A 21,948-nucleotide genomic window follows, 5' to 3' on the forward strand; every position below is an offset into this window, starting at 1 on the left:
CGACAGCGCCTACGATGCTTTCATGGCTGATCGTACCGATAACCTCACCAGCGGGAACCTTCTGGGGATTCCCGAGACCCGACTGCCCGACGACTTCGTCGATGTGCAGGTGGCTGAAGAGCTCGTGGACGGCGAGCCGCAGGAGATCGCGGCCCGCCACCTCGAGTCGCCTCTTGCCTGGGCCACCCTGGCCGAAGACGCGCTCTCCGACGGAGACGATGTCGCCGCCTATGCCTACGCCCGCACCGGCTATCACCGTGGACTGGATGCGCTGCGCAAGTCCGGCTGGCGCGGTCAGGGCCCGATCCCTGCCTCCCACGCCCCCAACCGCGGCTTCCTGCGTGCCCTGGCGATGCTGGGGGAGACCTCCCGCCGGCTCGGCGACGTGGCCGAGTCGGATCGCGTGACCGCCTTCCTGCGCGAGGCCGACCCGAGCCTGCTGGGCTGACCACAGGGGGCGCTCGGCTCTGCTTGGTAGGATCCACGCGGCCCTGTGCGCTTCCTGCGCTACGGACCCCCGTCAGCTCGTCCTCGTCTTCCAGGAGTCGCCATGCCCGCCGTCGTGATCGTCGGAGCCCAGTGGGGTGACGAGGGGAAGGGTAAAGCCACCGATCTCCTCGGTGAGCGGGTCGACTATGTCGTCAAGCCCAACGGAGGTAACAACGCCGGGCACACCGTGGTGGTGGACGGTGAGAAGTTCGAGCTGAAGCTGCTCCCTGCAGGCATCCTCTCGCCACAGGTCACGCCGGTGATCGGCAATGGCGTGGTGGTGAATCTCGAAGCACTGTTCGAGGAGATCGGCATGCTCGAGTCGCGCGGCGTCGACGCCTCGCGGCTGCGGATCAGCGCCAACGCCCACATCGTGGCGCCCTACCACCAGACCCTCGACAAGGTCACCGAGCGCTTCCTGGGCAAGCGTGCGATCGGCACCACCGGGCGCGGCATCGGCCCTGCCTATATGGACAAGATCGGTCGCCTCGGCATTCGTGTCCAGGATCTCTACGACGAGTCGATCCTGCGGCAGAAGATCGAGGGCGCGTTGCGTCAGAAGAACGAGCTGCTGGTCAAGCTCTACAACCGCCGGGCGGTCGAGGTCGACGAGATCGTCGAGAACCTCCTGTCCTACGCCGAGCGACTGCGCCCGATGGTGGTCGACGCCACCCTGCTGCTGAACGACGCGCTGGACCGTGACGAGGTGGTCCTCATGGAGGGCGGCCAGGCCACCTACCTGGACGTCGACCACGGCACCTATCCGTTCGTCACCAGCTCGAACCCGACCGCGGGCGGTGCCTGCACCGGAACCGGCATCGGCCCCACCCGCATCGACCGGGTGATCGGGATCGCCAAGGCCTACACCACCCGGGTGGGCGCTGGCCCGTTCCCGACCGAGCTCTTCGACAAGTGGGGCGAGTACCTGCAGACCACCGGCGGTGAGGTCGGCGTGAACACCGGCCGTCCCCGTCGCTGCGGCTGGTACGACGCGCTGATGATCCGCCATGCGGCGCGCATCAACGGCTTCACCGACATCGTGCTGACCAAGCTCGACGTGCTCACCGGCATCGACGAGGTGCCCATCTGCACCGGCTATGACATCGACGGTGTGATCCACCGCGAGATGCCGATGACGCAGACCGAGTTCCACCACGCCACACCGGTCTACGAGACGCTCCCGGGATGGACCGAGGACCTCTCCGAGGCTCGCACCTTCGAGGAGCTGCCGGAGAACGCCCGCGCCTATGTGCTTCGTCTCGAGGAGCTCGCAGGGTGCCGCATCAGCGCCATCGGCGTGGGCCCGGACCGTGCTGCGACCATCGCCGTCCACGACCTGCTGCCGGAGGTGGCCGGCTGACGTGGTGAGCCGTCGTACCGATCCTGAACAGGGACGCAGCGCACTCGCCTCCTGGGCCACCGCACCGGGGGCTGCCGGACGCCCCGTGCTGGCCTCCGCGGTGCGCCACACCCTGGAGCTGTTCGCCGAGGAGTTCCCGGGCGGCGCTGTCGAGCTGCGGGTCCCTCCCTACGCGGCGGTGCAGGCCATCCCCGGCACCCGCCACACCCGTGGCACCCCGCCCGCCGTGGTCGAGACCGACGCCGCCACCTGGCTGGCGCTGGTCAGCGGTGACCTCCCCTGGGCGGAGGCCGTCGCCGGTGGCCGCGTGCATGCCAGCGGGGAGCGCAGCGACCTCACCGAGCAGCTGCCCATGCCCGGACCGCGACGGGTCGTGCGCACCGCCCGTGAACAGGAGCAGCCATGAGCATCGCCGTAGAGATTGCGATCGAGGACCTTGCGGGTCTCGAGGTCGCCGCCACTGCCGGAGCAGATCGGGTGGAGCTGTGCATCGAGCTCGCACGAGGTGGGATCACCCCGCCGCCCGAGCTGGTCGAGGAATGCACGCGTCGGGCCTCGGTGCTGGTGGCTGCACGGGACGCGAAGCCCCATTTCGACGTGCACGTGCTGATCCGCTCGCGGGCGGAGCGCGGTGACTTCCTGGACCATCCCGAGGAGTTCCTGTACTCCCCGGACGAGGTGCAGCTGATGGCACGTCACGCCCGAGACTCCGTCTCCGCCGGCGCCGCCGGCGTGGTGATCGGTGCTCTCGCCGAGTCGGGGGAGCTGGACGTCCCGGCGATCGAGACCATCCGGGACGGCGCCCTGACCGCTGGCAGCGTCGCGCTGCGCGGCATCACCCTCACCGCCCACCGCGCCGTCGATGCGCTGCCGGGCCGTGCCCAGCGCGAACATGCGGTGCGGACTCTGCTGGGTCTCGGCTTTCATCGCGTGCTCAGCTCCGGAGGCGCGGACCACGCCCTGGACGGAGCCGAGGATCTGGCAGCGATGGTCGACGCCGCCGAAGGAATTCTTGACATCTGTGCCGGTGGCGGGGTCCGCCCCGCACACCTCGTCGACCTCGCACGCCGCAGCGGCGTGTCCGACGTGCACCTGTCCGCGCGCCGCCGCTCCGGTGCCCAGGTAGAGGCCGGCGCCCCTGATACCCGCACCGACCCGGCGATCGTCGCCGCGGCGGTCGACGCTGCTGGAGGTTTGTGAACACCGTGAGCACCCTGAACGAGCCCGACAAGCCCGAGCACCTCGCAAGCGCTGGACCTCTCGAGCGCGCCGAGAGCGCCGAAGGAGGTGACGCTGCGGGAGTCACCGAGACTGCTGCCGCGAGCGCCGACGAGGCGGGCACCGCGCCGGCCCCGAAGGCGGTCGATCGTGAGCAGAGCGACACCCCTGCCGATCAGCAGCCCGACATCTCAGACGAGGCCCCCCGCGACGCCGGCGACTCGGCGACAGTGCCGGTGGGTCCCTCCGAGACCAGCATCTACGTGCGTCGGGGCCGCACCCCGACCCTGGGCTTCTGGGTCGCCGTCGCGATCGCGCTGCCCGCCGTCATCGCGCTGATCAGCGCCCCGTTCTTCGATTTCGCGGACCTCGGTGGGGTGGCCAACTTCGTGCTGCTCGCCGCTGTCGTCGTCGGCCTCCCGCTGGCCACGATCGCGGCCGTCATCGATTCCGTGCGGCACCGTCAGAAGCGTGCACCGCGCCGCTGATCTCCCCGCGGACGGCAGCCCGGCGTGATCCCGCGCTGTGGCACTATGTACCGGTGGCACGCGGCGACGGAAAACTCTCCCATGACCTGCTCCCCGGTGAGAAGGGCCCGCAAGACGCCTGTGGCGTCTTCGGTGTCTTCGCGCCCGGCGAGGACGTCTCGAAACTGACCTATTACGGTCTCTATGCGCTGCAGCATCGCGGGCAGGAATCTGCCGGCATCGCCACCAGCGACGGCTCCCAGATCATGGTCTACAAGGACATGGGACTGGTCTCCCAGGTCTTCGACGAGGCCTCCCTCGGAGCGCTCCAGGGACATATCGCGCTCGGCCATACCCGGTACTCGACCACCGGGGCGTCGAACTGGTCCAACGCCCAGCCTGCGCTGGGTCCCCGCCCTGACGGCACCGTGGCGATGGCTCACAACGGCAACCTGGTGAACACCGAGGAGCTGCTCGAGCTGATCGAGGAGCGCCATGGCACGCCGCGCACCGGTGAGCTGGGTCGCGGGAACACGACCGATACCGCCCTGGTCACCGCGCTGCTGAACAGCGAGGGTCCCCTCGAGGACGCGCTGCGCGAGCTGATGCCGCACCTGCGCGGCGCCTACTGCTTCACCCTGATGGACGAGACCACGCTGTACGCGGCGCGTGACCCGCAAGGTATCCGTCCGCTGGTGCTGGGCCGGCTCGAGCGCGGCTGGGTGGTCGCCTCGGAGACCGCAGCCCTGGACATCTGCGGCGCGAGCTTCGTGCGCGAAGTCGCCCCCGGCGAGATGATCGTCATCGACGAGCAGGGCCTGCGCAGCGAGCAGGTCATCACGCCCGAGCCGAAGGGCTGCGTCTTCGAGTACGTCTATCTCGCCCGCCCTGATACCCGCATCGCCGGCCGCAGCGTGAACGAGGCCCGCGCCGAGATGGGCCGGCAGCTGGCCCGCGAGCATCCCGTCGAGGCGGATCTGGTCATCCCCACCCCGGAATCCGGAACCCCGGCCGCGATCGGCTATGCGCAGGAGTCCGGCATCCCCTACGGGCAGGGGATGGTGAAGAACGCCTATGTGGGCCGCACCTTCATCCAGCCCAGCCAGACCATCCGCCAGCTCGGGATCCGGCTCAAGCTCAACCCCCTGCGGGAAGTGGTCGCCGGCAAGCGGCTGGTGGTCATCGACGACTCGATCGTGCGCGGCAACACCCAGCGCGCGGTGGTGAGGATGCTGCGTGAGGCCGGGGCTGCCGAGGTGCATGTGCGCATCTCCTCCCCGCCGGTGCGCTGGCCCTGCTTCTACGGGATCGACTTCGCCTCTCGGGCAGAACTGATCGCGAACGGTCTGGGCATCGAGGAGATCGCCCGGTCCCTCGGCGCGGACTCGCTCGGCTACATCTCCGAAGAGGGGATGATCAGCGCCACCGCACAGCCGGAGGAGAAGCTGTGCACCGCCTGCTTCTCCGGGAAGTACCCGGTCGCCCTGCCGGAGCCCATCGCCCGGGCTCAGGGCATCACCCAGGCTCGTGAGTCCGAGCCGGCCGTCGTCGGGAAGGACGCATGAACACCAAGGACCCCAGGCCCGCTTCGATCACCTACGCCGGTTCGGGGGTGGACACCGCCGCTGGAGATCGTGCCGTCGAGCTGATGAAGGAGGCCGTGGCCGCGACCCACGGTCCGCAGGTGCTCGGCGGGATCGGCGCCTTCGCCGGCCTCGTCGACGTCAGTGCGATCAAGGAGTATCGACGCCCGCTGCTCGCCTCCTCGACCGACGGCGTGGGCACCAAGATCGCGATCGCCCGCGAACTCGACATCCACGACACCATCGGCCGTGACCTGGTGGGCATGGTCGTGGACGACATCATCGTCGTCGGCGCAGCGCCGCTGGCCATGACCGACTACATCGCCTGCGGCAAGGTGGTCCCCGAGCGGATCGCCGACATCGTGCGCGGCATCGCCGAGGGCTGCCAGCTCGCCGGCTGCGCCCTGGTGGGCGGGGAGACCGCGGAGCACCCCGGGCTGATGGCCGCCGAGGACTATGACGTGGCCGGCGCAGCCGTCGGTGTCGTCGAGGCTGATGAACTGCTGGGCCCGGAGCGGGTCCGGGCCGGGGACGTGGTGATCGGGATGGATGCCTCCGGCCTCCACTCCAACGGCTACTCGCTGGTGCGCGCCGTGATCGCGGCCGCCGGCGTCTCCCTGGAAGCGCATATCGACGACTTCGGCCGCACCCTCGGTGAGGAGCTCCTCGAGCCGACCCGCATCTACACCGCAGATCTGCTGGCCGTGCTGCGGGATGTGCGCACCTCCGGAGCGATCCACGCGCTGAGCCATGTCACCGGTGGCGGGCTCGCCGCGAACCTCGCCCGCGTGATGCCCCGTGGGCTCGCGGCCCGCGTGGACCGTGCCCGGTGGCAGCCAGGTGCCGTGTTCTCGCAGGTGGCGCAGTGGGGCTCGGTCCCTCAGCTGGATCTCGAGGGAACCTTGAACATGGGCGTCGGGATGGTGGCGCTGGTCGATCCCGCGAAGGCAGACGCCACGCTGGCGGTGCTCGCCGAGCAGGGTCTCGGGGCGCGGGTGATCGGCGAGGTCGTCGGCGAGGACTCGCTGCCTGAGCCGGGTGCCGCACTGGAGCACGTGGTCGCCGGCGCCAAGGGCGTCGAGGGCGGCTCGGTCCTCCTCGCCGGGCAGTACCCCGGCTGGTCCTGACGGATCACTGGTCCTGACGGGTCACCGGCTGTGAACCGGCGGACGGCCCGACACAGCAGGAGGGCCGACCCAATGGGTCGGCCCTCCTGCTGTGTCACGGTGCTTCCCGGCTGATGCCGGGCCGTCCTCAACGGCGATAGACGGACGGAGCGTCTTCGTCGGCCCGGTCGTCGCTGTCCTCGGCCCGGCTGTCTCCGTTGCTGGAGGCTGTCTCGCCTCTCTGAGACTGCAGCTCTCGCTGCAGCGCCGTGAGGTCCGTCGGCGGGCTGTAGTACTTGAGGTCCCGAGCCACCTTGGTGTGCTTGGCTTTCTGTCGGCCGCGACCCATGGATCTGACCCCCTGTGCATCGGCTGCCGGGTGCTCTTGTCGACCCGGAAGATGGCATTAGATTCGTGTAGCCAGGGTACATGGTCGTCCCGCTGTCCGGCGAACTCCGAGGCGCGAGACGTGCCGGACATCCCTTCCGTCTTCCCTGATGTGACCGAGAGGTCATCACAGCGGTCTGGATCTTAGGCCGACACTGGGCTTAAGTTTGCCTGACTTCAGACCTTACCCAGTAGTCTGGAGATCGGAGCGTGCGTCCGCAGCTGTCGCAGGACATGGCCCGCTCCCCTATGCCAGCAGTGAAAGGTCGCACTCCCCATGAACGCAGCCACGGAGCAACAGCCCGCGGGCAATGAGGACGCCGTAGAACTGCTGACCCCCGCCGAGGTCGCCAAGATGTTCCACGTCGACCCCAAGACGGTCACCCGCTGGGCTCAGGCGGGAAAGCTCTCCTATATGCGTACCCTCGGCGGTCACCGCCGCTACCGCCGCGACGAGGTCGTCGACCTGCTCCAGGACAGCTCCAAGGACGAGTGAGCACGGACCCGATCCTGGGGGAGGGGTACACCACCCACCCGATCGATCTCGGGGCGGATGACGAAGGGCCTCTGATCGCCACACTGATCCATCGTGAGGCGACGAGCACCCCATCACAGACCGACCCCGGAGCCATCGACGCGGCGACGAAGCCGCCGATCCTGCTGATGCACGGATGGTCCGACTACATCTTCCACCGAGAGCTGATGGAGCACCTGGGACGGCGGGGGCACGACGTCTGGGGCCTGGACCTGCGCAAGCACGGCCGCAGCCTGCTGCCCGGCCAGACCGCGACCGAGGTCGATTCCCTCAGCCGGTATGACGAGGAGATCGGGGCCGCGCTGCGCATCATCGGTCGCCATCGGCCACCCGTGCTGCTGGCGCACTCGACCGGTGGGCTCACCGCGGCGCTCTGGGCGCAGCGCCATCCCCGCACGGTGTCGGGCCTCGCGCTGAACTCCCCGTGGCTCGAGATGCATCTGGGACCCGTGGCCCGATCCCTCGCCGAAGCGCCGGTGAAGCTGCTCGCGGAGCGGCTCCGGGAGCGTCCCCTCTTCCCGTCCGGGAGCTCGAACTATGCCCGCGCCACTCATCGTGACTTCGGCGGGCCCTACGACTATGACCTGATGCTCAAGCCGCCCGGAGGGCACAGCCTGCCGGCCAACACCCTCGGCGCGATCATCGACGGCCAGCGCCGCCTCGCCGCTGCCGGCCCGCTGAACATCCCGGTGCTGGTGTTGCATTCCGCCCGCAGCAGGATCGGTGCCCGGTTCGTCGAAGAGATGCGGCGCGCCGATTCGGTGCTGGACGTCCGCGCACTCGCTCGCGCCGCCGCCCGTCTCGGCCCTGAGGTGAGGCTCGAGGCGATCGATGGTGCCCGCCATGATGTCTTCCTCTCCGATGCAGATGCCCGCGCCAGGGCCGTCTCGATCCTGGACGAATGGCTGGAGACGTTCGGCACTGAAACCCCTACCATGAGTGCACCGCAGGTGCCTTGACCTCGACACCTCCGCACCAGCGAGTTCCGGAAGGAGCTGACCGATGACCGCGGACCCGCAAGGGCTGCGAGGGCACGCCGATGCCCTGCGCCGAGCCGCCGATCGCCTCACCATCCTGCGACTGCGCCTGGCCAACTCCCTCGTGGACGTCACCCTCTCCGAGGACCAGGAGTCTCGCGAGATCGGCGAGCGGGTCCACGAGCGCTGGACCCTGGAGCAGTACCCGGAGCTGGGACGGGTCGCGAGCGGGATGCGGGCCAGCGCCAAGCAGCTGGACGGGGCCGCACTGGCCAGCGAACGCAGCAGCGGGCGCAGGCTGGGCGGCTACTCGGGGGCAGGATTCCTGGGCAGGGGCGATGACGCCCATCGGCACGTGCAGGATGTCGCCGCTTTCGTCGGCACGGAGCACGGTGCCAGCATCGGTGGCTTCCCGCTGCTGCCCGGCGTCGGCGGAGGCCTTCCCGCCCACCCCTCGCACACCCTCGGGATCGACACGCCCGACTACGACGAGATCGGCTGAGCCGCGGGTGACCGGCTGAGCTCCCGGCGAGGCGGCGGACAGTCGGCTCAGCGCGTCGACCGGCGCTCCGGCGCACGGCTCAGAGCCACCACCGCAGCGAGCGCGCCGCACAGCAGCGGGACCAGCAGCATCGTCACCAGCAGCAGGAGCATCGCCGCTGCGGACTCGGCCGCGCCCACCCCCAGCGCCACCAACGCCGCGGCACCGACTGCCTCAGACACCCCGGCGCCTCCCGGAGTCAGCGGCACCAGCGAGAGCACCCGTCCCAGGGCGAAGATCGCCACCGTCAGCGCCAGCGGGACAGCGGCACCCACCGCCTCGATGGCCACCAGCAAGGCGATCCACTGCAGCACCCGGGCGCCGATCGTGGGAGCCACCAGCTGCAGCGGGCGACGCCGGAGCATCTGCACCAGGGCATCCCGCTGCGTCAGGATCTCGCGCGCGATGTGCTCGGGCAGCGACTGCCCGAACTGGGTGAGGATCTTCGTCAGCACTATCCGACGCAGCAGCACCGCGGTGAGCGCGAGGGCGAGCACGGCGCCGAGCAGCGCGAGCAGCGCCGCCCAGAGCGCCCCGGGCAGTGTGATCCCGGTAGGTGACAGGAGCGAGCTCAGCGCGTAGGAGGCCAGTCCCAGCAGCGGGATCAGCACCGAGGTGATCACCATCTCGACCAGTGAGGCTGCGACGATGCCGGTGAAGATGAGCGGCAGAGCGAGTCCGGACCGGCGCAGGATCCAGCCCATCAGACCCAGCCCCAGCACGGAGCCACCCGGAATGGCCAGGGCGGTCGCTGACGACGCGGCATGCCCCAGCAGAGCCGGGGACCAGCGTGAGGCCGGCAGCGCGGCACGCACGGTGAACGATTCCAGCACCAGCGCCCCGACTCCGAGCACCACCATCGCGGGCAGCGCCCACAGCGGCAGGGAGGAGAGGGTCGAGCCGATCTCAGTCCAGCTCGCACCGGTGGCCCAAGGGAGCACCCAGGCGAGCAGTGCGATCACCAGCACCCCGGAGAGCAACCCCGCGACGAGGCGGCCCGGGGTGAGGCGGGGTGGACGCTCGGCATCGAATTCGGAGAGCTCCTGGGCCAGCCAGTCGGGATCGAGCTGCGCGGGTTCAGTGCCGTGCGCGCCGCGCGCTCCGAACGGCATGACGTCGGGGTCCGGAGAATCGGGCGAGCCGGGTGATGCCGCTGACATGCGGTGATTCTCGCACGCAGTGAGCAGAGTTCTCTCAGGGCAGGGATCTAACATGGTGTCATGTCCTTTCTGATCTCCCTCCTTGTCGTGCTGCACCTGATCTGCTGGGCCGTGGCGCTCGGCACCTGGGTGGCAGCTGCCCGTACCCGCCAGCCCAACAAGGGCATGGCTCATGCCACGGCAGCTGCTGTGGTGATCGGTCTCCTCCTGGCCGTCCTCGTCTCGATCACCGGCGACCCGAACCACATGAAGCTCGGCATCAAGCTGGTGGTCGGCGTGGTGGCTGTGGCGCTCGCCTATATCGCGAACAAGAAGGGTCCCGAGACCTCTTCCGCAGTGTGGTTCGGCATCCCCACCGCGATCGTCCTGAACGTGATCATCGCCGTCTTCGTCTGAGCGGTGACCGGCTGAACGACACGGTCGGGGCGTGCTTGCGCTCACCTTCAGCATCGATCAGTCCACAACGGGGCCCGGCAGCGCACACGCTGTCGGGCCCCGTGCCTATCCTGGAACCCTCATGAGCTCACTCTTCGACGACCTCTCGCTGCCCGATGCCTTCCGCCGCCTGGACGGTGTGTCGGTGACCCCCGCCGCTCCTGCGACGAGGAGCGACGAGGAGCGCGACCGCTCCGAGGAGCCGCCGCTGCCCGACGGGCCCCCGATGGTCGATGAGCCGCCCTATGACGAGGACGAGCCGCCCCACGAGGACGAGCCGCCCTACGACGAGGAGCCTTCCTTCGATGCGGCGTCACCGGCGCGGGGTCGCTCCGTGCCTCAGCCACCAGCGGATCTGGCTGAGGCTCCGCACCCGGCTGAGCGAGAGCCGGGGATCGGGAGCTGGCGCTCGCCCGCCAGCGCCACCGCCGCGGGACTCGCAGAGCTGGTCGACGGGCTGAACCCGGCCCAGCACCAAGCCGTCGAGCATCGCGGCAGCCCGCTGCTGATCGTCGCGGGCGCCGGCTCGGGCAAGACCCGCGTACTCACCCGCCGGATCGCGCATCTGCTGCGCACCGGGGAGGCGATGCCCGGGGAGATCCTCGCGATCACCTTCACCAACAAGGCCGCGGCCGAGATGCGCGAGCGCGTGGCAGAGCTGGTGGGCCCGGTGGCCCGCAGCATGTGGGTGGCCACCTTCCACAGCGCCTGCGTGCGCATCCTGCGCCGGGATGCCCAGGCGGCGGGGCTCAAGAGCTCCTTCACCATCTACGACAGTGCGGACTCCCTGCGGCTGATCACCACGATCGCCAAGGACCTGCAGCTGGACACCAAGAAGCACGCCCCTCGGGCACTGGCTTCGCGGATCTCGAGCCTGAAGAACGACCTGGTCGAGCCAGTGGAGTTCGCCGCCCAGGCGGAGAGCGCGAAGAACCCCTTCGAACGGACCCTGGCCCGGATCTTCACGAATTACACCGAGCGGCTGCGCCAGGCCAATGCGGTGGACTTCGATGACCTGATCGGGCTGACGGTGGCCCTGCTGCGGGACAACCCGGCGATCCGGGAGGGCTATCGCCGGCGCTTCCGGCACCTGCTGGTGGACGAGTACCAGGACACCAACACCGCCCAGTACCAGCTGGTGCGGGAGCTGGTGGGGGAGGACCCCCGCGCAGATCTCACCGTGGTGGGTGACTCGGACCAGTCGATCTACGCCTTCCGCGGTGCGACCATCCGCAACATCGTCGAGTTCGAGCAGGACTTCCCCTCCGCTCGCACCATCGTGCTCGAGCAGAACTATCGCTCCACCCAGAACATCCTGTCCGCGGCGAACTCCGTGATCGAGGAGAACGCCGGGCGGCGCAAGAAGAACCTGTGGACCGATCAGGGCCAGGGCGAGAAGATCACCCTCTACGTCGCCGATGATGAGCGCGAAGAGGCCCGGTACATCGGCCGCCAGATCGATGCCCTGGTGGATGACGGCCGCCGCGCCGGGGAGATCGCGATCTTCTACCGCGCCAACGCCCAGTCCCGCGCGCTCGAGGACCAGCTGATCCGGGTCGGCCTTCCGTACAAGGTGGTCGGCGGCACGCGCTTCTACGAGCGCCGTGAGATCAAGGACGCGATCGCCTACCTGCGGGTGCTCGCCAACCCGGCCGACGAGATCAACCTGCGCCGCATCCTCAACGTTCCCAAGCGTGGGATCGGCGACCGCGCGGAAGCGGCGATCGCGATGCTCGCCGAGCGGGACCGGATCGGATTCGGAGAGGCGCTGCGGCGCGCCGAGGAGGCGCCCGGCATCGCTACCCGCTCGCTGAACGCGGTGCGGGTCTTCGTGGCGATGCTGGAGGGCCTGCAGGAGATGGCTGAGGCCGGGGAAGGCCCCGCTGCGCTGCTCGAGGCGATCCTGCAGCGCTCGGGCTATGACGCCGAGCTGCAGAGCAGCGATGACCCGCAGGACGAGTCCCGCCTGGAGAACCTCGCCGAGCTGATCAGCGTCGCCGCCGAATTCGAGGCGCAGACCGAGGAAGCCGACGCGGTGGCCAGCGAGTATGAGGAGGAGATGGCCGAGGTCGGAGTCGCTCCGGCAGCCGCCGACGTGGCTCCCGCGACGGTCGCGACTGCCGAGGCCGAGGTGACTGCCAGCGCCGACGCGACTGCCTCGGACGAAGCGCCTGTCTCGGACGACGCGACCGGCGGGACCGCCCCCGCAGCTGCTCCTGGTGCCGACGTCGCCCCGGACACCGCGCTGACCGCCCCGGATGACCCCGAGGCGAGCCTCGTGGACCGCTTCCTGGAGAAGGTCTCCCTGGTCGCGGATGCGGACCAGATCCCCGGGGAGGAGGACCAGTTCGTCACGCTCATGACCCTCCATACCGCGAAGGGACTCGAGTTCCCGGTCGTCTTCCTCACCGGGATGGAGGACGGCACCTTCCCCCACAACCGCACTCTCGGTGACCCGGAGGAGCTCGAGGAGGAACGGCGCCTGGCCTATGTGGGCATCACCCGCGCCCGCGAGAAGCTCTATCTGACGCGCGCGCAGATGCGCTCCACCTGGGGGCAGTCGCAGTTCATGCCGGCCAGCCGCTTCCTCGACGAGGTCCCCGAGGAGGTGCTCGACGTCGCCCGCGCCGGGTCCACGCTCAGCGGCGCCGGATTCGGTGGGAGCTACAGCGGCTCGGGTGGTTCGGGCGGATACGGCGGAAGCCGCAGGAGCGACTCCCAGCGAGGTCCCTCCTTCAGCGGTGGCATCGGCGGCGGGCGAAGCGACATCAAGCGGCCCAGCCTCGGATCGGGCCGTACCGCCACCCCGGCGGAGAAGCTGCCGCAGCTCGTGGCCGGGGATCGGATCACCCATGACTCCTTCGGGATGGGGACGGTCACCGAGGTCGCCGGGCAGGGGGACAAGACCCAGATCGAGGTGCAGTTCAAGCCGCCGCACGGCACCAAACGCCTGGTGCTGCGGTACGCCGCGATCACCAAGCTCTGAGCGCACCCGGTCTGCGGGGCCGGGGTCAGGGAGCGAGGACCAGCTCCACCTCGATGCCCTCGGGGTCCTCGCCATACCAGGCCGTGTGGTCGGGGCCGCCGGCGTGCGGGTACTGCTCGCTGAACAGCTCGCGCCAGCCGTGCTCCGAGGCGGCGCTCCGGACCGTCTCGAGGACGGAGCGGTCGCTGACCCACAGGGCGAGGTGGTTCATGCCAGGGGCCCGACGCTCCGAGCGGGTGCCGAGCACGTCCGACGATTGCTCGAGCACCAGGTAGCTGCCGTCGCCGCAGCGCCAGATGCGGCCCAGATCCCAGCCCTCCACCCGCTCGGCGATCCAGCCGAGAGTCGTCATCAGCCAGTGCCAGGCAGGTTCGGTGACCGAGAGGTCGGCGGTCCACAGCTCGAGGTGGTGGAGGCCTGAACGGGGTGGCGGTGAGGTCATGGAGTGACGGTACTCGTGCTGCAGCGGCTCAGGCGGTCACCGTGATCAGCGCCCGTGCCCCGCGTTCCATCTCCACGAAGGAGTGGTTCACCGCGGTATAGGTGCCCGGCTCGTCGAAGACCAGCTCGACGAACCCGCCCTGCGCCGCCGCGAGATCCAGCGCCTGGGCCCCGCCACGGTTCTCATTGTCCGGGCGCAACAGGTACTCGCCCTCCTTGAAGACGGTGTCGAACACACCGCCGACCACATGGAAGGAGATCCCTCGAGAGGGTCCGGCGGCGAGCACCCACAGCCGCACCCGCTCGCCGACCCGTGCCTCGAGCGGGGCGTGGACGTACTGGTTGGCGTGGCCGTTGAACACGGTGACGTCGGGCTGCTCGGCCGCGATCTTCGCGGGGCTGACGGGGTGGGCTCCGGTGTGCATCGCGGCGTCATATCCGGCAGCGCCCTCGGGCACCAGGTAGTGCTCGGACTGGACCAGCACATACTCGCGGTCCACCTCCGCCAGGACAGCCGGTGGGACGATCAGCGCGCCCACCATCCCGGCGGCCAGGTGCACGCTCATCGGCATGGTCGAGCAGTGGTAGAGCCAGATCCCGGCATGGTCGGTGGTGATCGAGTATTCGAGGCTTTCACCGGGCGGGATGGTGCGCATCGCCTGGTCGGGGGAGATGCGACCGGCATGCAGGTCCAGCGAGTGCCCCATCGATCCGTGGTTCACCAGGTCGACGGTGAGCTGCGCACCGAGCTCGGAGCGCAGCACCGGGCCGACCACTGTGCCGCCGAAGGTCATCGCATCCATCCGCACCCCGGGAGCGATCTCGGCCTCGACATCGGTGACCTCGAGGGTGAGGCGCTGCTCCGGTCCGACGCTCGGCGGCAGGAGTGCAGGGCGAGGTTCGTAGCCGGCGCCCGGGGCGGCCTGCAGATCCAGGGGGATCCGAGTCAGCTCCTGCCCGGTCGCACCAGCAGCAGGGTGCTCGGCTCCCGGTGCGGCACCGGCGCCGACAGCGGTGACGCGGAGCGTCATCCCCATCGCGCGGTGACCGACGATCGAGCACCAGCCGTCCAGATCGTGGCCGACCATCCCGGCATCCACCGTGGTGCTCTCCCCGGGCTGCAGCCGGCCGGAGGAGATTCCGCTGGCGAGCACGAGGTCGTGGACGTCATAGGGGTCCTCATTGCTCAGCTCGATCACCAGCGCGTCCCCGGCGGGCACCTCGAGCAGGGAGGGGGAGAAGCGCATCTCCGCCATGCTCACCGCGATCGTGGTGGTCGCCCCGGTGGCGGCGACCGCGCCTGCACCGGCGCCGCGCAGCGCCCCATGGTCGGGGAGCGAACCGTGCGCACGATCCAGCGAGGTGCCCAGCGCTGTCACGCCCAGCACCGACCCGATCCCCAGCAGCGCTCCGGTCAGCGCCCGGCGGCCCATGGTCTCCGCACGAGGCGACGTGGAAGCCGCTGCGCGAGTGGGAGTCGGCAGAGAGGATGATCCGGCGGCGGCGGAGGCTGGTGCAGCCGGCGCGGCTCTGGCCCCTGACGACGAGTCGGGGGCGCGGCCCGGCATCGGCAGGCCGACGCCGCGGTTCCGCACGCTCGCCCGGATGGCCAGTCCCATCAGCACCAGAAAGGTGAACAGCACTGCGAAGCCCAGCAGCGAGAGTGCCACCCGAGACCACGACCCGAAGTCTGCGACGTCTGCGGTTCCCAGCGTGAGCGCGGCGAACATCGCCCCGGAGGTGGCGGTCCTGATCCCGGACAGCACGAACAGCGCCACCACGAGGTTGTAGGTGACGGTGCGCAGCACCGCGAAACGGCTCATCACCTCGAGCGCGGCCTTCGTGGAACGGGGGCCGCCGCGCATCGTCACCGGCAGCAGATAGCTCATCGCCCCCAGCAGCACCTGCAGCAGGAACCCGGCGACGAAGGGCACGGTCAGCTGCTGGATGTCGGCGGCGACCAGCGAGCTGGCGAGCTGCGCGTCGGCTGATCGCCACCACATCACCAGCAGCCCCACCACGGTCATCGCGAACCAGGTCACCCCGGCGCCGATCGACAGCACCGGGAACAGCGGCAGCGGCACCGTGCGCTCCTGACGAGCGGCACGCAGCGTCACCTGCACCAGGGTCACGGCGACCCAGGCGAAGGACCCCAGATAGGCCAGCAGGAAGGCGCAGCCCAGCAGCGTCGAGCCCAGCAGAGCCCCTGTGGTCGCGCCGATCACCGAGAGCAGCATGCCCAGCAGCCCGCCCGTTGAACGCCGCGCGGCGGCCAGCTCGATCCGGGTGCGCAGCACCGTGGGCCACAGCGTCAGCAGGGTGGCGGTGACCGTGATCCCCACGAAACCCAGGATGTTCACCAGCTGATGGGCGAGCAGCAGACGTCCCTGCCACGGCTCTCCCGGGCTGAAGGCCATCACCGCGCCGAGCGTCGCCCCGACCGGGATCAGGCAGGCCGCGCCGAGATACGCCTTGACCGTGAACTCGAAACGAGGTGCCAGGGCCGCTCGGATCTGTGCACCGAGCGCCGCGGCGTACCAGAGCAGCGCAGCGGACACCATCAGCGCCCCGAGCACCACCACCCAGGGCCAGGCCGGCAGCATGCCGAGAATCGTCACCAGCACCCCGGCGCTGAGCAGCCGGAGGCGGTGCAGCTGCCGAGGACGGGACTCCTCACCCAGGCGGGTCTTCAGCAGCGCCTCGGTGAAGTGCTGCCCCCACACCATGATCGAGGTCGTGATCAGCCCGAGCGTCACCATGTGCACCAGCAGCCAGCGCGACTGCGGGATCCACTGGTGGGTCAGCACCACGACGACCAGAGCCACCATCCACAGCGACACGGGTCGAGACGCACGGCGATGCCAGGAGCCGCGGCCCGTCGAGACTCCGGGACGGGGACGGCCACCGAGCGGAGCAGCAGCACGGGGGAGGGACGGCTCAGGCATGACCACCTCAGGAGCAGGCTCCGGCCAGGATGGCGCGCATCCGGTCGGGCCGAGGGCAGGGACCTGTCCAGAGTAGATCTGCGGCGCGCTCAGCAGAGGCGGCGAAGGTCCTGGTGGTGCACGGAGATGGGGATCTCAGGCGCGAGGAGCTCGTTCCCGGGAGCGGGGGAGCGGCTCGTCAGGCCCGGGGCTCGGAAGCAGGCTGCCGTGCCTCCTGGGCCCGCTTCCACTGCGCATAGACGCCGCCGACGAAGCTGACCACGACGATCACCCCGACGATGATCAGCACCGTGGTGAACGGGATCGGGATCCCCGCCGCCGCGAGCACTCCCCAGATGATGAAGAGGGACATCCCGATCAACAGGGCATCGCGCAGGGCCCGCAGGATCCGGGGGCCGATGTTCGCTGCCGTCACCCGGCGGTTGGCCACCGTGTAGTACGCGGCGGCGTCCCGGCGGAGCTTGTCGCCGTCGACCCGTGGCCGTTCGGAGGTCGCGGTCTGCGGCGCGGAGCGCTCCTGGCGACCTTCGTCCCGTCCCTCGTCGATCGACTTTCCTGCGGCGCGGACGTACCCGCCCGCCCGGTCGGAGGCACGCCGGGCGGCGTCGCGCGCCTCCGGAGCCTGCTTGCGCGCCGTGTTGCGAGCGGCTTTCGCGTAGGTCTTCCAGTCGGCCATGGCGGCTCTTCCTCTCAGCGGTTCTCGTCGCGACGCTCGCGCGACGGGAGGTGGTCCCGGTCGCGAGGGTCCATGCGGCGCTGATCCCGGACGTCGTCCTCGCGGAAGCGGAGGTCATCCTCCTCGCGGAAGCGGATATCTCCGCCACCGCGACTCTCCCGCTGCGGCCGGGGGTGCTTCGCGCGGTAGTCGTGGTAATAGGACAGGCCCACGTTCAGTGCCAGGGTGATGGTCACCGACAGGACGAAGCCCGCGAAGGTGGAGCGCACCCCGACCAGCCGCAGCACGATGAACAGCACGCCGATCGCGATCACGCTGAAGCCGATGTGCTCCCGTACTCGCGGGAACAGGCCGCGGGGTCGTCGATTCATCTCCTCATCGTAGTCGCGCCAGCTGGGCGCGCACCCAGGACGATCGCGGGCGATCGCTGCCCGGCGATGACCGCCCGCGTGAGACGCCGCGCACACCGCTGTCGATGGTGCGATCGGCGTCCGGGAAGCGATACCCTGGAAGTGTTCCCAGGGGTGGCATCGAGGCCAGTGCGGCCGGCCGCCCACTGCCGACATCGAGAGGAAACCCACCCCGTGGACCTGTATGAATACCAGGCCCGCGATCTCTTCGAGAAGCACGGCGTGCCCGTGCTCGGAGGAGTTGTCGCGGAGGATCCGGCGGCCGCCAAGGCCGGCGCAGAGAAGCTCGGCACCCCAGTCGTCGTCGTCAAGGCCCAGGTGAAGACCGGTGGTCGCGGCAAGGCTGGCGGAGTCAAGATCGCCAAGTCCCCCGAGGAGGCGGAGCAGCAGGCCTCCGAGATCCTCGGTATGGACATCAAGGGCCACACCGTGCACCGCGTCATGATCGCGGCCGGAGCCGACATCGCCGAGGAGTACTACTTCTCGCTGCTGCTGGACCGGGCGAACCGCAACTACCTGGCCATGTGCTCGGTCGAGGGCGGCATGGAGATCGAGCAGCTCGCCGTCGAGCGCCCCGAGGCTCTCGCCCGCGTGGCCGTCGACCCCAACGTCGGGATCGATGCCGCCAAGGCGAAGGAGATCGTCGAGGCGGCGAAGTTCGACGCCGAGACCGGCGCGAAGGTCGCCCCCGTGCTGGAGAAGCTCTGGGACGTCTACAAGAACGAGGACGCCACCCTGGTCGAGGTGAACCCGCTGGTGAAGACCGGTGCCGGTGACATCGTCGCCCTGGACGGCAAGATCACCCTCGACGACAACGCCGAGTTCCGCCACGAGGACCACGCCGCACTCGTCGACGTCACCTCCGAGGATCCGCTGGAGACCAAGGCCAAGGCCCTGGATCTCAACTACGTCAAGCTCGACGGCGAGGTCGGCATCATCGGCAACGGCGCGGGTCTGGTCATGTCCACCCTCGACGTGGTCGCCTACGCCGGTGAGTCCCACGGCGTGAAGCCCGCGAACTTCCTGGACATCGGCGGCGGCGCCTCCGCCGAGGTGATGACCAACGGCCTCGACGTGATCCTCGGCGACGAGCAGGTCTCCGCCGTGTTCGTCAACGTCTTCGGCGGCATCACCGCCTGCGATGCGGTCGCCAACGGCATCGTCGGCGCTCTCAAGAAGCTCGGCGACGCGGCCACCAAGCCGCTCGTCGTGCGCCTCGACGGCAACAACGTCGAGGAGGGTCGCCAGATCCTCGCCGACTTCGCCCACCCCCTCGTCACCCAGGCCGACACCATGGACGGCGGCGCCGCGAAGGTTGCCGAGCTCGCCGCCGCAGGAAAGTGAGCAGCACCCGACATGTCTATCTTTCTCGATGAGAACAGCAAGGTCATCGTCCAGGGCATGACGGGCTCGGAGGGCATGAAGCACTCCCAGCGCATGCTCGACTCCGGCACGGCCATCGTCGGTGGCGTGAACCCCCGCAAGGCCGGCCAGTCCGTGACCTTCGAAGGCGGTGCCGAGGTGCCCGTCTTCGGGACCGTCGCCGAGGCGATGGAGGCCACCGGCGCGAACGTCTCGGTGGTCTTCGTGCCGCCGAAGTTCGCCAAGAGCGCCGCGATCGAGGCTATCGATGCCGCGATCGAGCTGCTGGTGATCATCACCGAGGGCATCCCGGTCAAGGACGCCGCCGAGTTCTTCAACTACTCGCAGGAGAAGGGCTCGACCCGCATCATCGGGCCCAACTGCCCGGGACTGATCAGCCCCGGCAAGTCCAACGCGGGCATCACCCCCTCGAACATCACCGGCGCGGGCAAGCTGGGCCTGGTCTCCAAGTCCGGCACCCTGACCTACCAGATGATGTACGAGCTGGCAGATATCGGCTTCACGACCGCCATCGGCATCGGCGGCGACCCGGTCATCGGCACCACCCACATCGACGCCCTCGAGGCGTTCGAGAACGACCCCGAGACCGCCGGCATCGTGATGATCGGTGAGATCGGCGGCGACGCCGAGGAGCGGGCGGCTGAGTACATCAAGGCGCACGTGACCAAGCCGGTCGTCGGCTATGTCGCGGGCTTCACCGCCCCGGAGGGCAAGACCATGGGCCACGCCGGCGCCATCGTCTCGGGCTCCGCCGGCACCGCGCAGGCCAAGAAGGAGGCCCTCGAGGCCGCTGGCGTCAAGGTGGGCAAGACCCCCACCGAGACCGCCGACCTGATGCGCGAGATCATCAAGGGCTTGGCCTGAGAGTCGGCCCGCGCGGCATGGACGGCTGAGGCCGACCCGCCGCGAGCACAGCGCCCCGGATCCCTTGCGGATCCGGGGCGCTGTGCGTCCGGGCCCGTTCGCTGGCGGCGAGGCCAGGGCCAGGCACGGCAGGATCTCCTCCCTCCGGCGGAGGCGCAGTCTCGAGGGACACAGCAATGATGTCTCCATGAGTGCAGAGCTTCCGGCCCCGGCTCCGGCGTCGCCTCCGGTCCCGGTGCCGGCTCCGGCGTCGCCTCCGGCACCGTCAGCGGCGCCGACGACATCCCGGACGACTCCTCCCGCCTCCCGGGCCCGCCGCGACCATCCGGCGGTGGTCGCGGTGCTGAGCGGAATCTTTCTCACGGCCATCGTCGTGACAGCGCTCCGCAGCCCCCAGGGGATCGTGGTCTCCGCAGATCCCGGCTACGCACCGATCGCACTCCCGCTGCTGCTGGTCCCCGCCGTGCTCACGGTCGCGCTCACGCTGGTGCTGCCGACGGGCCGGGGAACAGGTGCGGTCATCGCCCGCAGCCGCCGATGTGCCACGACGGAGTCCAGCGGACTGATCGCGCTGGCTCTCAGCTTCGTCCTGCTGGTGCCGGTGCTCCCGCTGCCCGAGGACTATGTGCTGCTCAAGTTCGCGATATTCCTCGTGATCCCGATGCTCGTGCTCGGCGCGCGGAGGAGACGTCACGGCTCCAGCGTGGAGTTCCCGCGCCCGCAGGTCTCGCCGTGGCTGCTGGCCGTCCCGGCGGTCGTGCTCGGGCTGCTCTCGAGCGTCGGACCCTTCTCCCCAGGCATGCCCAGCTCCTGGCCACCGCTGCCGATGCTGATCATCGCGGCGACCGCGACGGCGATCACTGCGGGGCTCGGGGAGGAGGTCCTCTTCCGAAGGCTGCTGCAGACCCGACTGGAGGCTCTGGTCGGCCCCTGGTCTGGAATCCTGACGGCGTCGCTGCTGTTCGGTCTGTTGCACGTCTTCTCCCATGGCGAGGGGCCGCTGTGGGCCACGGCCGCACAGGTGATCGCGCTGCAGGGGACCACCGGGATCGCGCTCGGTGTGATCTGGAACCGTTGGCGGCGGCTGTGGCCCTGTGTGCTCGCTCATGTGCTCCTCAACGGCTTCGCGGTGCTGCTCCACCTGGTGGGGTTCTCGCACTGAGCTCGCCGACGCCGCTGGCGAAACCGCTCTTGACCGGTCGGGATGCCGACTAAGCTGGCGCGAGCCAGTCGTGCAGCTACTGAGGAGGGCCCGTGTCCGGAGATCTCATCGACACCACAGAGATGTACCTGAAGACGGTGTTCGAGCTCCACGAGGCCGGCATCGCCCCGATGCGGGCCCGCATCGCCGAGCGCCTCGGCCACTCCGGCCCCACGGTCTCCCAGACCGTCGCCCGGATGGAGCGGGACGGGCTGCTCCACCTCGATGATCAGCGACGGATCCGGCTGACCGACGAGGGGAACTCGGTCGCCACCGACGTGATGCGCAAGCACCGCCTCGCCGAGCGGCACCTGCTGGATGTGATCGGGCTGGACTACGCCCACGTCCATGAGGAGGCCTGCCGGTGGGAGCACGTGATGAGCCTCGAGGTCGAGAAGCGGCTCGCACAGCAGATGACGCCGCCCTATGTGGACCCCTACGGAAACCCGATCCCGGGCCTCGCCGCCCTCGGGATCGACGAGACCCAGACCACGTCGGCAGGTAAAGACCCCTCCAACCCCAGCCGCGAGCTCAGCGAGGCGGTCACCGATGGTGAGACCCGCCAGGTGCGTCTGGAGCGCATCGGCGAGCGGGCCCAGAGCGATGTGGCTCTGCTCGGAGAACTCGCACGTCACGGCATTCTTCCCGGGGCTGAGATGGCAGTGGAGAGGGTGGCGGGAAGCTTCGTGCTCCGGGGGCCGGAGGGGGGCGAGGTGGCTGTGGGTGATGTCATCGCCGACCAGCTCCACGTGACGACGCAGGCCGCCGGGTAAAGGCTCCGTCA

Annotated in this window: 22 protein-coding genes; 16 read left to right on the plus strand and 6 right to left on the minus strand. The window is 69.6% G+C overall.

Annotated elements, in window-relative coordinates; translation table 11 throughout:
• The first annotated feature begins 22 nt into the window (after positions 1-22).
• The 7 genes from ABD893_RS15395 (at position 23) to purM (ending at position 6,244) form a co-directional block, all read left to right on the plus strand.
• Positions 23-448, plus strand: coding sequence for a DUF3151 domain-containing protein (locus ABD893_RS15395; RefSeq protein WP_345082290.1), 426 nt, complete (start codon positions 23-25; stop codon positions 446-448).
• Positions 449-550: 102 nt separating this feature from the next.
• Positions 551-1,849, plus strand: coding sequence for an adenylosuccinate synthase (locus tag ABD893_RS15400; RefSeq protein WP_345082294.1), 1,299 nt, complete (start codon positions 551-553; stop codon positions 1,847-1,849).
• A 1-nt stretch (position 1,850) separates the two neighbouring features.
• The gene (locus tag ABD893_RS15405) at positions 1,851-2,255 is read left to right on the plus strand and encodes a sterol carrier family protein (RefSeq protein ID WP_345082298.1); all 405 of its coding nucleotides are present in this window, start codon (positions 1,851-1,853) and stop codon (positions 2,253-2,255) included.
• The gene (locus ABD893_RS15410; protein ID WP_345082301.1) at positions 2,252-3,049 is read left to right on the plus strand and encodes a copper homeostasis protein CutC; all 798 of its coding nucleotides are present in this window, start codon (positions 2,252-2,254) and stop codon (positions 3,047-3,049) included. Before ABD893_RS15405 ends, ABD893_RS15410 begins: the two co-directional genes overlap by 4 nt.
• 5 nt (positions 3,050-3,054) lie before the next feature.
• The gene (locus ABD893_RS15415) at positions 3,055-3,555 is read left to right on the plus strand and encodes a hypothetical protein (RefSeq protein WP_345082304.1); all 501 of its coding nucleotides are present in this window, start codon (positions 3,055-3,057) and stop codon (positions 3,553-3,555) included.
• 53 nt (positions 3,556-3,608) lie between these two features.
• Positions 3,609-5,099, plus strand: a complete 1,491-nt coding sequence (gene purF / locus ABD893_RS15420) for an amidophosphoribosyltransferase (protein WP_345082307.1) — start codon at positions 3,609-3,611, stop codon at positions 5,097-5,099.
• Positions 5,096-6,244, plus strand: coding sequence for a phosphoribosylformylglycinamidine cyclo-ligase (purM, locus tag ABD893_RS15425; RefSeq protein WP_345082310.1), 1,149 nt, complete (start codon positions 5,096-5,098; stop codon positions 6,242-6,244). Before purF ends, purM begins: the two co-directional genes overlap by 4 nt.
• A gap of 127 nt (positions 6,245-6,371) precedes the next feature.
• On the opposite strand, the gene ABD893_RS15430 is transcribed toward purM, so the two are convergent.
• Positions 6,372-6,572 carry a DUF3073 domain-containing protein gene (locus tag ABD893_RS15430; protein ID WP_345082313.1) on the minus strand — a complete coding sequence of 67 codons (201 nt, stop codon included), beginning with the start codon at positions 6,570-6,572 and terminating at the stop codon, positions 6,372-6,374.
• 315 nt (positions 6,573-6,887) lie between these two features.
• On the opposite strand from ABD893_RS15430, the gene ABD893_RS15435 reads away from it, so the two are divergent.
• From ABD893_RS15435 to ABD893_RS15445, 3 genes are read left to right on the plus strand one after another with little or no spacing between them, the layout of a single operon-like run.
• A complete protein-coding gene (locus ABD893_RS15435; protein ID WP_345082316.1) occupies positions 6,888-7,106 on the plus strand; it encodes a BldC family transcriptional regulator in 219 nt (72 codons plus the stop codon).
• Complete coding sequence (locus ABD893_RS15440) at positions 7,103-8,104, plus strand: alpha/beta hydrolase (protein WP_345082319.1); 1,002 nt, start codon at positions 7,103-7,105, stop codon at positions 8,102-8,104. The genes ABD893_RS15435 and ABD893_RS15440 overlap by 4 nt, the downstream gene beginning before the upstream one ends.
• A 43-nt stretch (positions 8,105-8,147) precedes the next feature.
• Positions 8,148-8,624 carry a hypothetical protein gene (locus ABD893_RS15445; protein WP_345082322.1) on the plus strand — a complete coding sequence of 159 codons (477 nt, stop codon included), beginning with the start codon at positions 8,148-8,150 and terminating at the stop codon, positions 8,622-8,624.
• A 47-nt stretch (positions 8,625-8,671) separates the two neighbouring features.
• On the opposite strand, the gene ABD893_RS15450 is transcribed toward ABD893_RS15445, so the two are convergent.
• Positions 8,672-9,823 (minus strand): lysylphosphatidylglycerol synthase domain-containing protein, encoded by a 1,152-nt coding sequence (locus ABD893_RS15450; RefSeq protein WP_345082325.1) that lies wholly within the window; start codon positions 9,821-9,823, stop codon positions 8,672-8,674.
• Positions 9,824-9,883: 60 nt separating this feature from the next.
• Between ABD893_RS15450 and ABD893_RS15455 the strand changes: the two genes are divergently transcribed.
• Together ABD893_RS15455 and ABD893_RS15460 are read left to right on the plus strand one after the other, a co-directional pair.
• Positions 9,884-10,219, plus strand: a complete 336-nt coding sequence (locus ABD893_RS15455) for a hypothetical protein (RefSeq protein WP_345082328.1) — start codon at positions 9,884-9,886, stop codon at positions 10,217-10,219.
• A gap of 121 nt (positions 10,220-10,340) precedes the next feature.
• Positions 10,341-13,244, plus strand: a complete 2,904-nt coding sequence (locus tag ABD893_RS15460; protein WP_345082331.1) for a UvrD-helicase domain-containing protein — start codon at positions 10,341-10,343, stop codon at positions 13,242-13,244.
• A gap of 25 nt (positions 13,245-13,269) precedes the next feature.
• On the opposite strand, the gene ABD893_RS15465 is transcribed toward ABD893_RS15460, so the two are convergent.
• From ABD893_RS15465 to ABD893_RS15480, 4 genes are all read right to left on the minus strand, one after another.
• Positions 13,270-13,686: a VOC family protein gene (locus ABD893_RS15465; protein ID WP_345082334.1), complete on the minus strand. Its 417-nt coding sequence runs from the start codon at positions 13,684-13,686 to the stop codon at positions 13,270-13,272.
• Between the two features lie 28 nt (positions 13,687-13,714).
• Positions 13,715-16,630 (minus strand): multicopper oxidase domain-containing protein, encoded by a 2,916-nt coding sequence (locus tag ABD893_RS15470; protein WP_345082337.1) that lies wholly within the window; start codon positions 16,628-16,630, stop codon positions 13,715-13,717.
• Positions 16,631-16,808: 178 nt separating this feature from the next.
• The gene (locus ABD893_RS15475; protein WP_345082340.1) at positions 16,809-17,306 is read right to left on the minus strand and encodes a hypothetical protein; all 498 of its coding nucleotides are present in this window, start codon (positions 17,304-17,306) and stop codon (positions 16,809-16,811) included.
• Between the two features lie 14 nt (positions 17,307-17,320).
• Positions 17,321-17,677 carry a hypothetical protein gene (locus ABD893_RS15480; protein WP_345082343.1) on the minus strand — a complete coding sequence of 119 codons (357 nt, stop codon included), beginning with the start codon at positions 17,675-17,677 and terminating at the stop codon, positions 17,321-17,323.
• A 213-nt stretch (positions 17,678-17,890) separates the two neighbouring features.
• On the opposite strand from ABD893_RS15480, the gene sucC reads away from it, so the two are divergent.
• The 4 genes from sucC to ABD893_RS15500 all read left to right on the plus strand — a co-directional run bounded on the left by sucC (position 17,891) and on the right by ABD893_RS15500 (position 21,937).
• Positions 17,891-19,060 carry an ADP-forming succinate--CoA ligase subunit beta gene (gene sucC, locus ABD893_RS15485; protein WP_345082346.1) on the plus strand — a complete coding sequence of 390 codons (1,170 nt, stop codon included), beginning with the start codon at positions 17,891-17,893 and terminating at the stop codon, positions 19,058-19,060.
• Between the two features lie 12 nt (positions 19,061-19,072).
• Complete coding sequence (sucD, locus tag ABD893_RS15490; RefSeq protein ID WP_345082349.1) at positions 19,073-19,963, plus strand: succinate--CoA ligase subunit alpha; 891 nt, start codon at positions 19,073-19,075, stop codon at positions 19,961-19,963.
• Positions 19,964-20,294: 331 nt separating this feature from the next.
• A complete protein-coding gene (locus tag ABD893_RS15495; RefSeq protein ID WP_345082352.1) occupies positions 20,295-21,125 on the plus strand; it encodes a CPBP family intramembrane glutamic endopeptidase in 831 nt (276 codons plus the stop codon).
• Positions 21,126-21,217: 92 nt separating this feature from the next.
• Positions 21,218-21,937 (plus strand): metal-dependent transcriptional regulator, encoded by a 720-nt coding sequence (locus ABD893_RS15500; RefSeq protein WP_345082355.1) that lies wholly within the window; start codon positions 21,218-21,220, stop codon positions 21,935-21,937.
• Positions 21,938-21,948 lie beyond the last annotated feature (11 nt).

Source organism: Brachybacterium paraconglomeratum, assembly GCF_039541415.1.
In the GTDB taxonomy this organism is placed as follows: domain Bacteria; phylum Actinomycetota; class Actinomycetes; order Actinomycetales; family Dermabacteraceae; genus Brachybacterium; species Brachybacterium paraconglomeratum_A.

Excerpts from the sequence above, each read along its gene's own strand:
- ABD893_RS15435 (WP_345082316.1), top strand. The coding sequence starts at position 6,888 with ATGAACGCAGCCACGGAGCAACAGCCCGCGGGCAATGAGGACGCCGTA.
- ABD893_RS15470 (WP_345082337.1), bottom strand. The coding sequence starts at position 16,630 with ATGCCTGAGCCGTCCCTCCCCCGTGCTGCTGCTCCGCTCGGTGGCCGT.
- ABD893_RS15465 (WP_345082334.1), bottom strand. The coding sequence starts at position 13,686 with ATGACCTCACCGCCACCCCGTTCAGGCCTCCACCACCTCGAGCTGTGG.
- ABD893_RS15395 (WP_345082290.1), top strand. The coding sequence starts at position 23 with ATGGCTGATCGTACCGATAACCTCACCAGCGGGAACCTTCTGGGGATT.
- ABD893_RS15400 (WP_345082294.1), top strand. The coding sequence starts at position 551 with ATGCCCGCCGTCGTGATCGTCGGAGCCCAGTGGGGTGACGAGGGGAAG.
- purM (WP_345082310.1), top strand. The coding sequence starts at position 5,096 with ATGAACACCAAGGACCCCAGGCCCGCTTCGATCACCTACGCCGGTTCG.
- ABD893_RS15450 (WP_345082325.1), bottom strand. The coding sequence starts at position 9,823 with ATGTCAGCGGCATCACCCGGCTCGCCCGATTCTCCGGACCCCGACGTC.
- ABD893_RS15430 (WP_345082313.1), bottom strand. The coding sequence starts at position 6,572 with ATGGGTCGCGGCCGACAGAAAGCCAAGCACACCAAGGTGGCTCGGGAC.
- ABD893_RS15410 (WP_345082301.1), top strand. The coding sequence starts at position 2,252 with ATGAGCATCGCCGTAGAGATTGCGATCGAGGACCTTGCGGGTCTCGAG.
- ABD893_RS15475 (WP_345082340.1), bottom strand. The coding sequence starts at position 17,306 with ATGGCCGACTGGAAGACCTACGCGAAAGCCGCTCGCAACACGGCGCGC.
- sucD (WP_345082349.1), top strand. The coding sequence starts at position 19,073 with ATGTCTATCTTTCTCGATGAGAACAGCAAGGTCATCGTCCAGGGCATG.
- ABD893_RS15455 (WP_345082328.1), top strand. The coding sequence starts at position 9,884 with ATGTCCTTTCTGATCTCCCTCCTTGTCGTGCTGCACCTGATCTGCTGG.
- ABD893_RS15480 (WP_345082343.1), bottom strand. The coding sequence starts at position 17,677 with ATGAATCGACGACCCCGCGGCCTGTTCCCGCGAGTACGGGAGCACATC.
- ABD893_RS15460 (WP_345082331.1), top strand. The coding sequence starts at position 10,341 with ATGAGCTCACTCTTCGACGACCTCTCGCTGCCCGATGCCTTCCGCCGC.
- ABD893_RS15445 (WP_345082322.1), top strand. The coding sequence starts at position 8,148 with ATGACCGCGGACCCGCAAGGGCTGCGAGGGCACGCCGATGCCCTGCGC.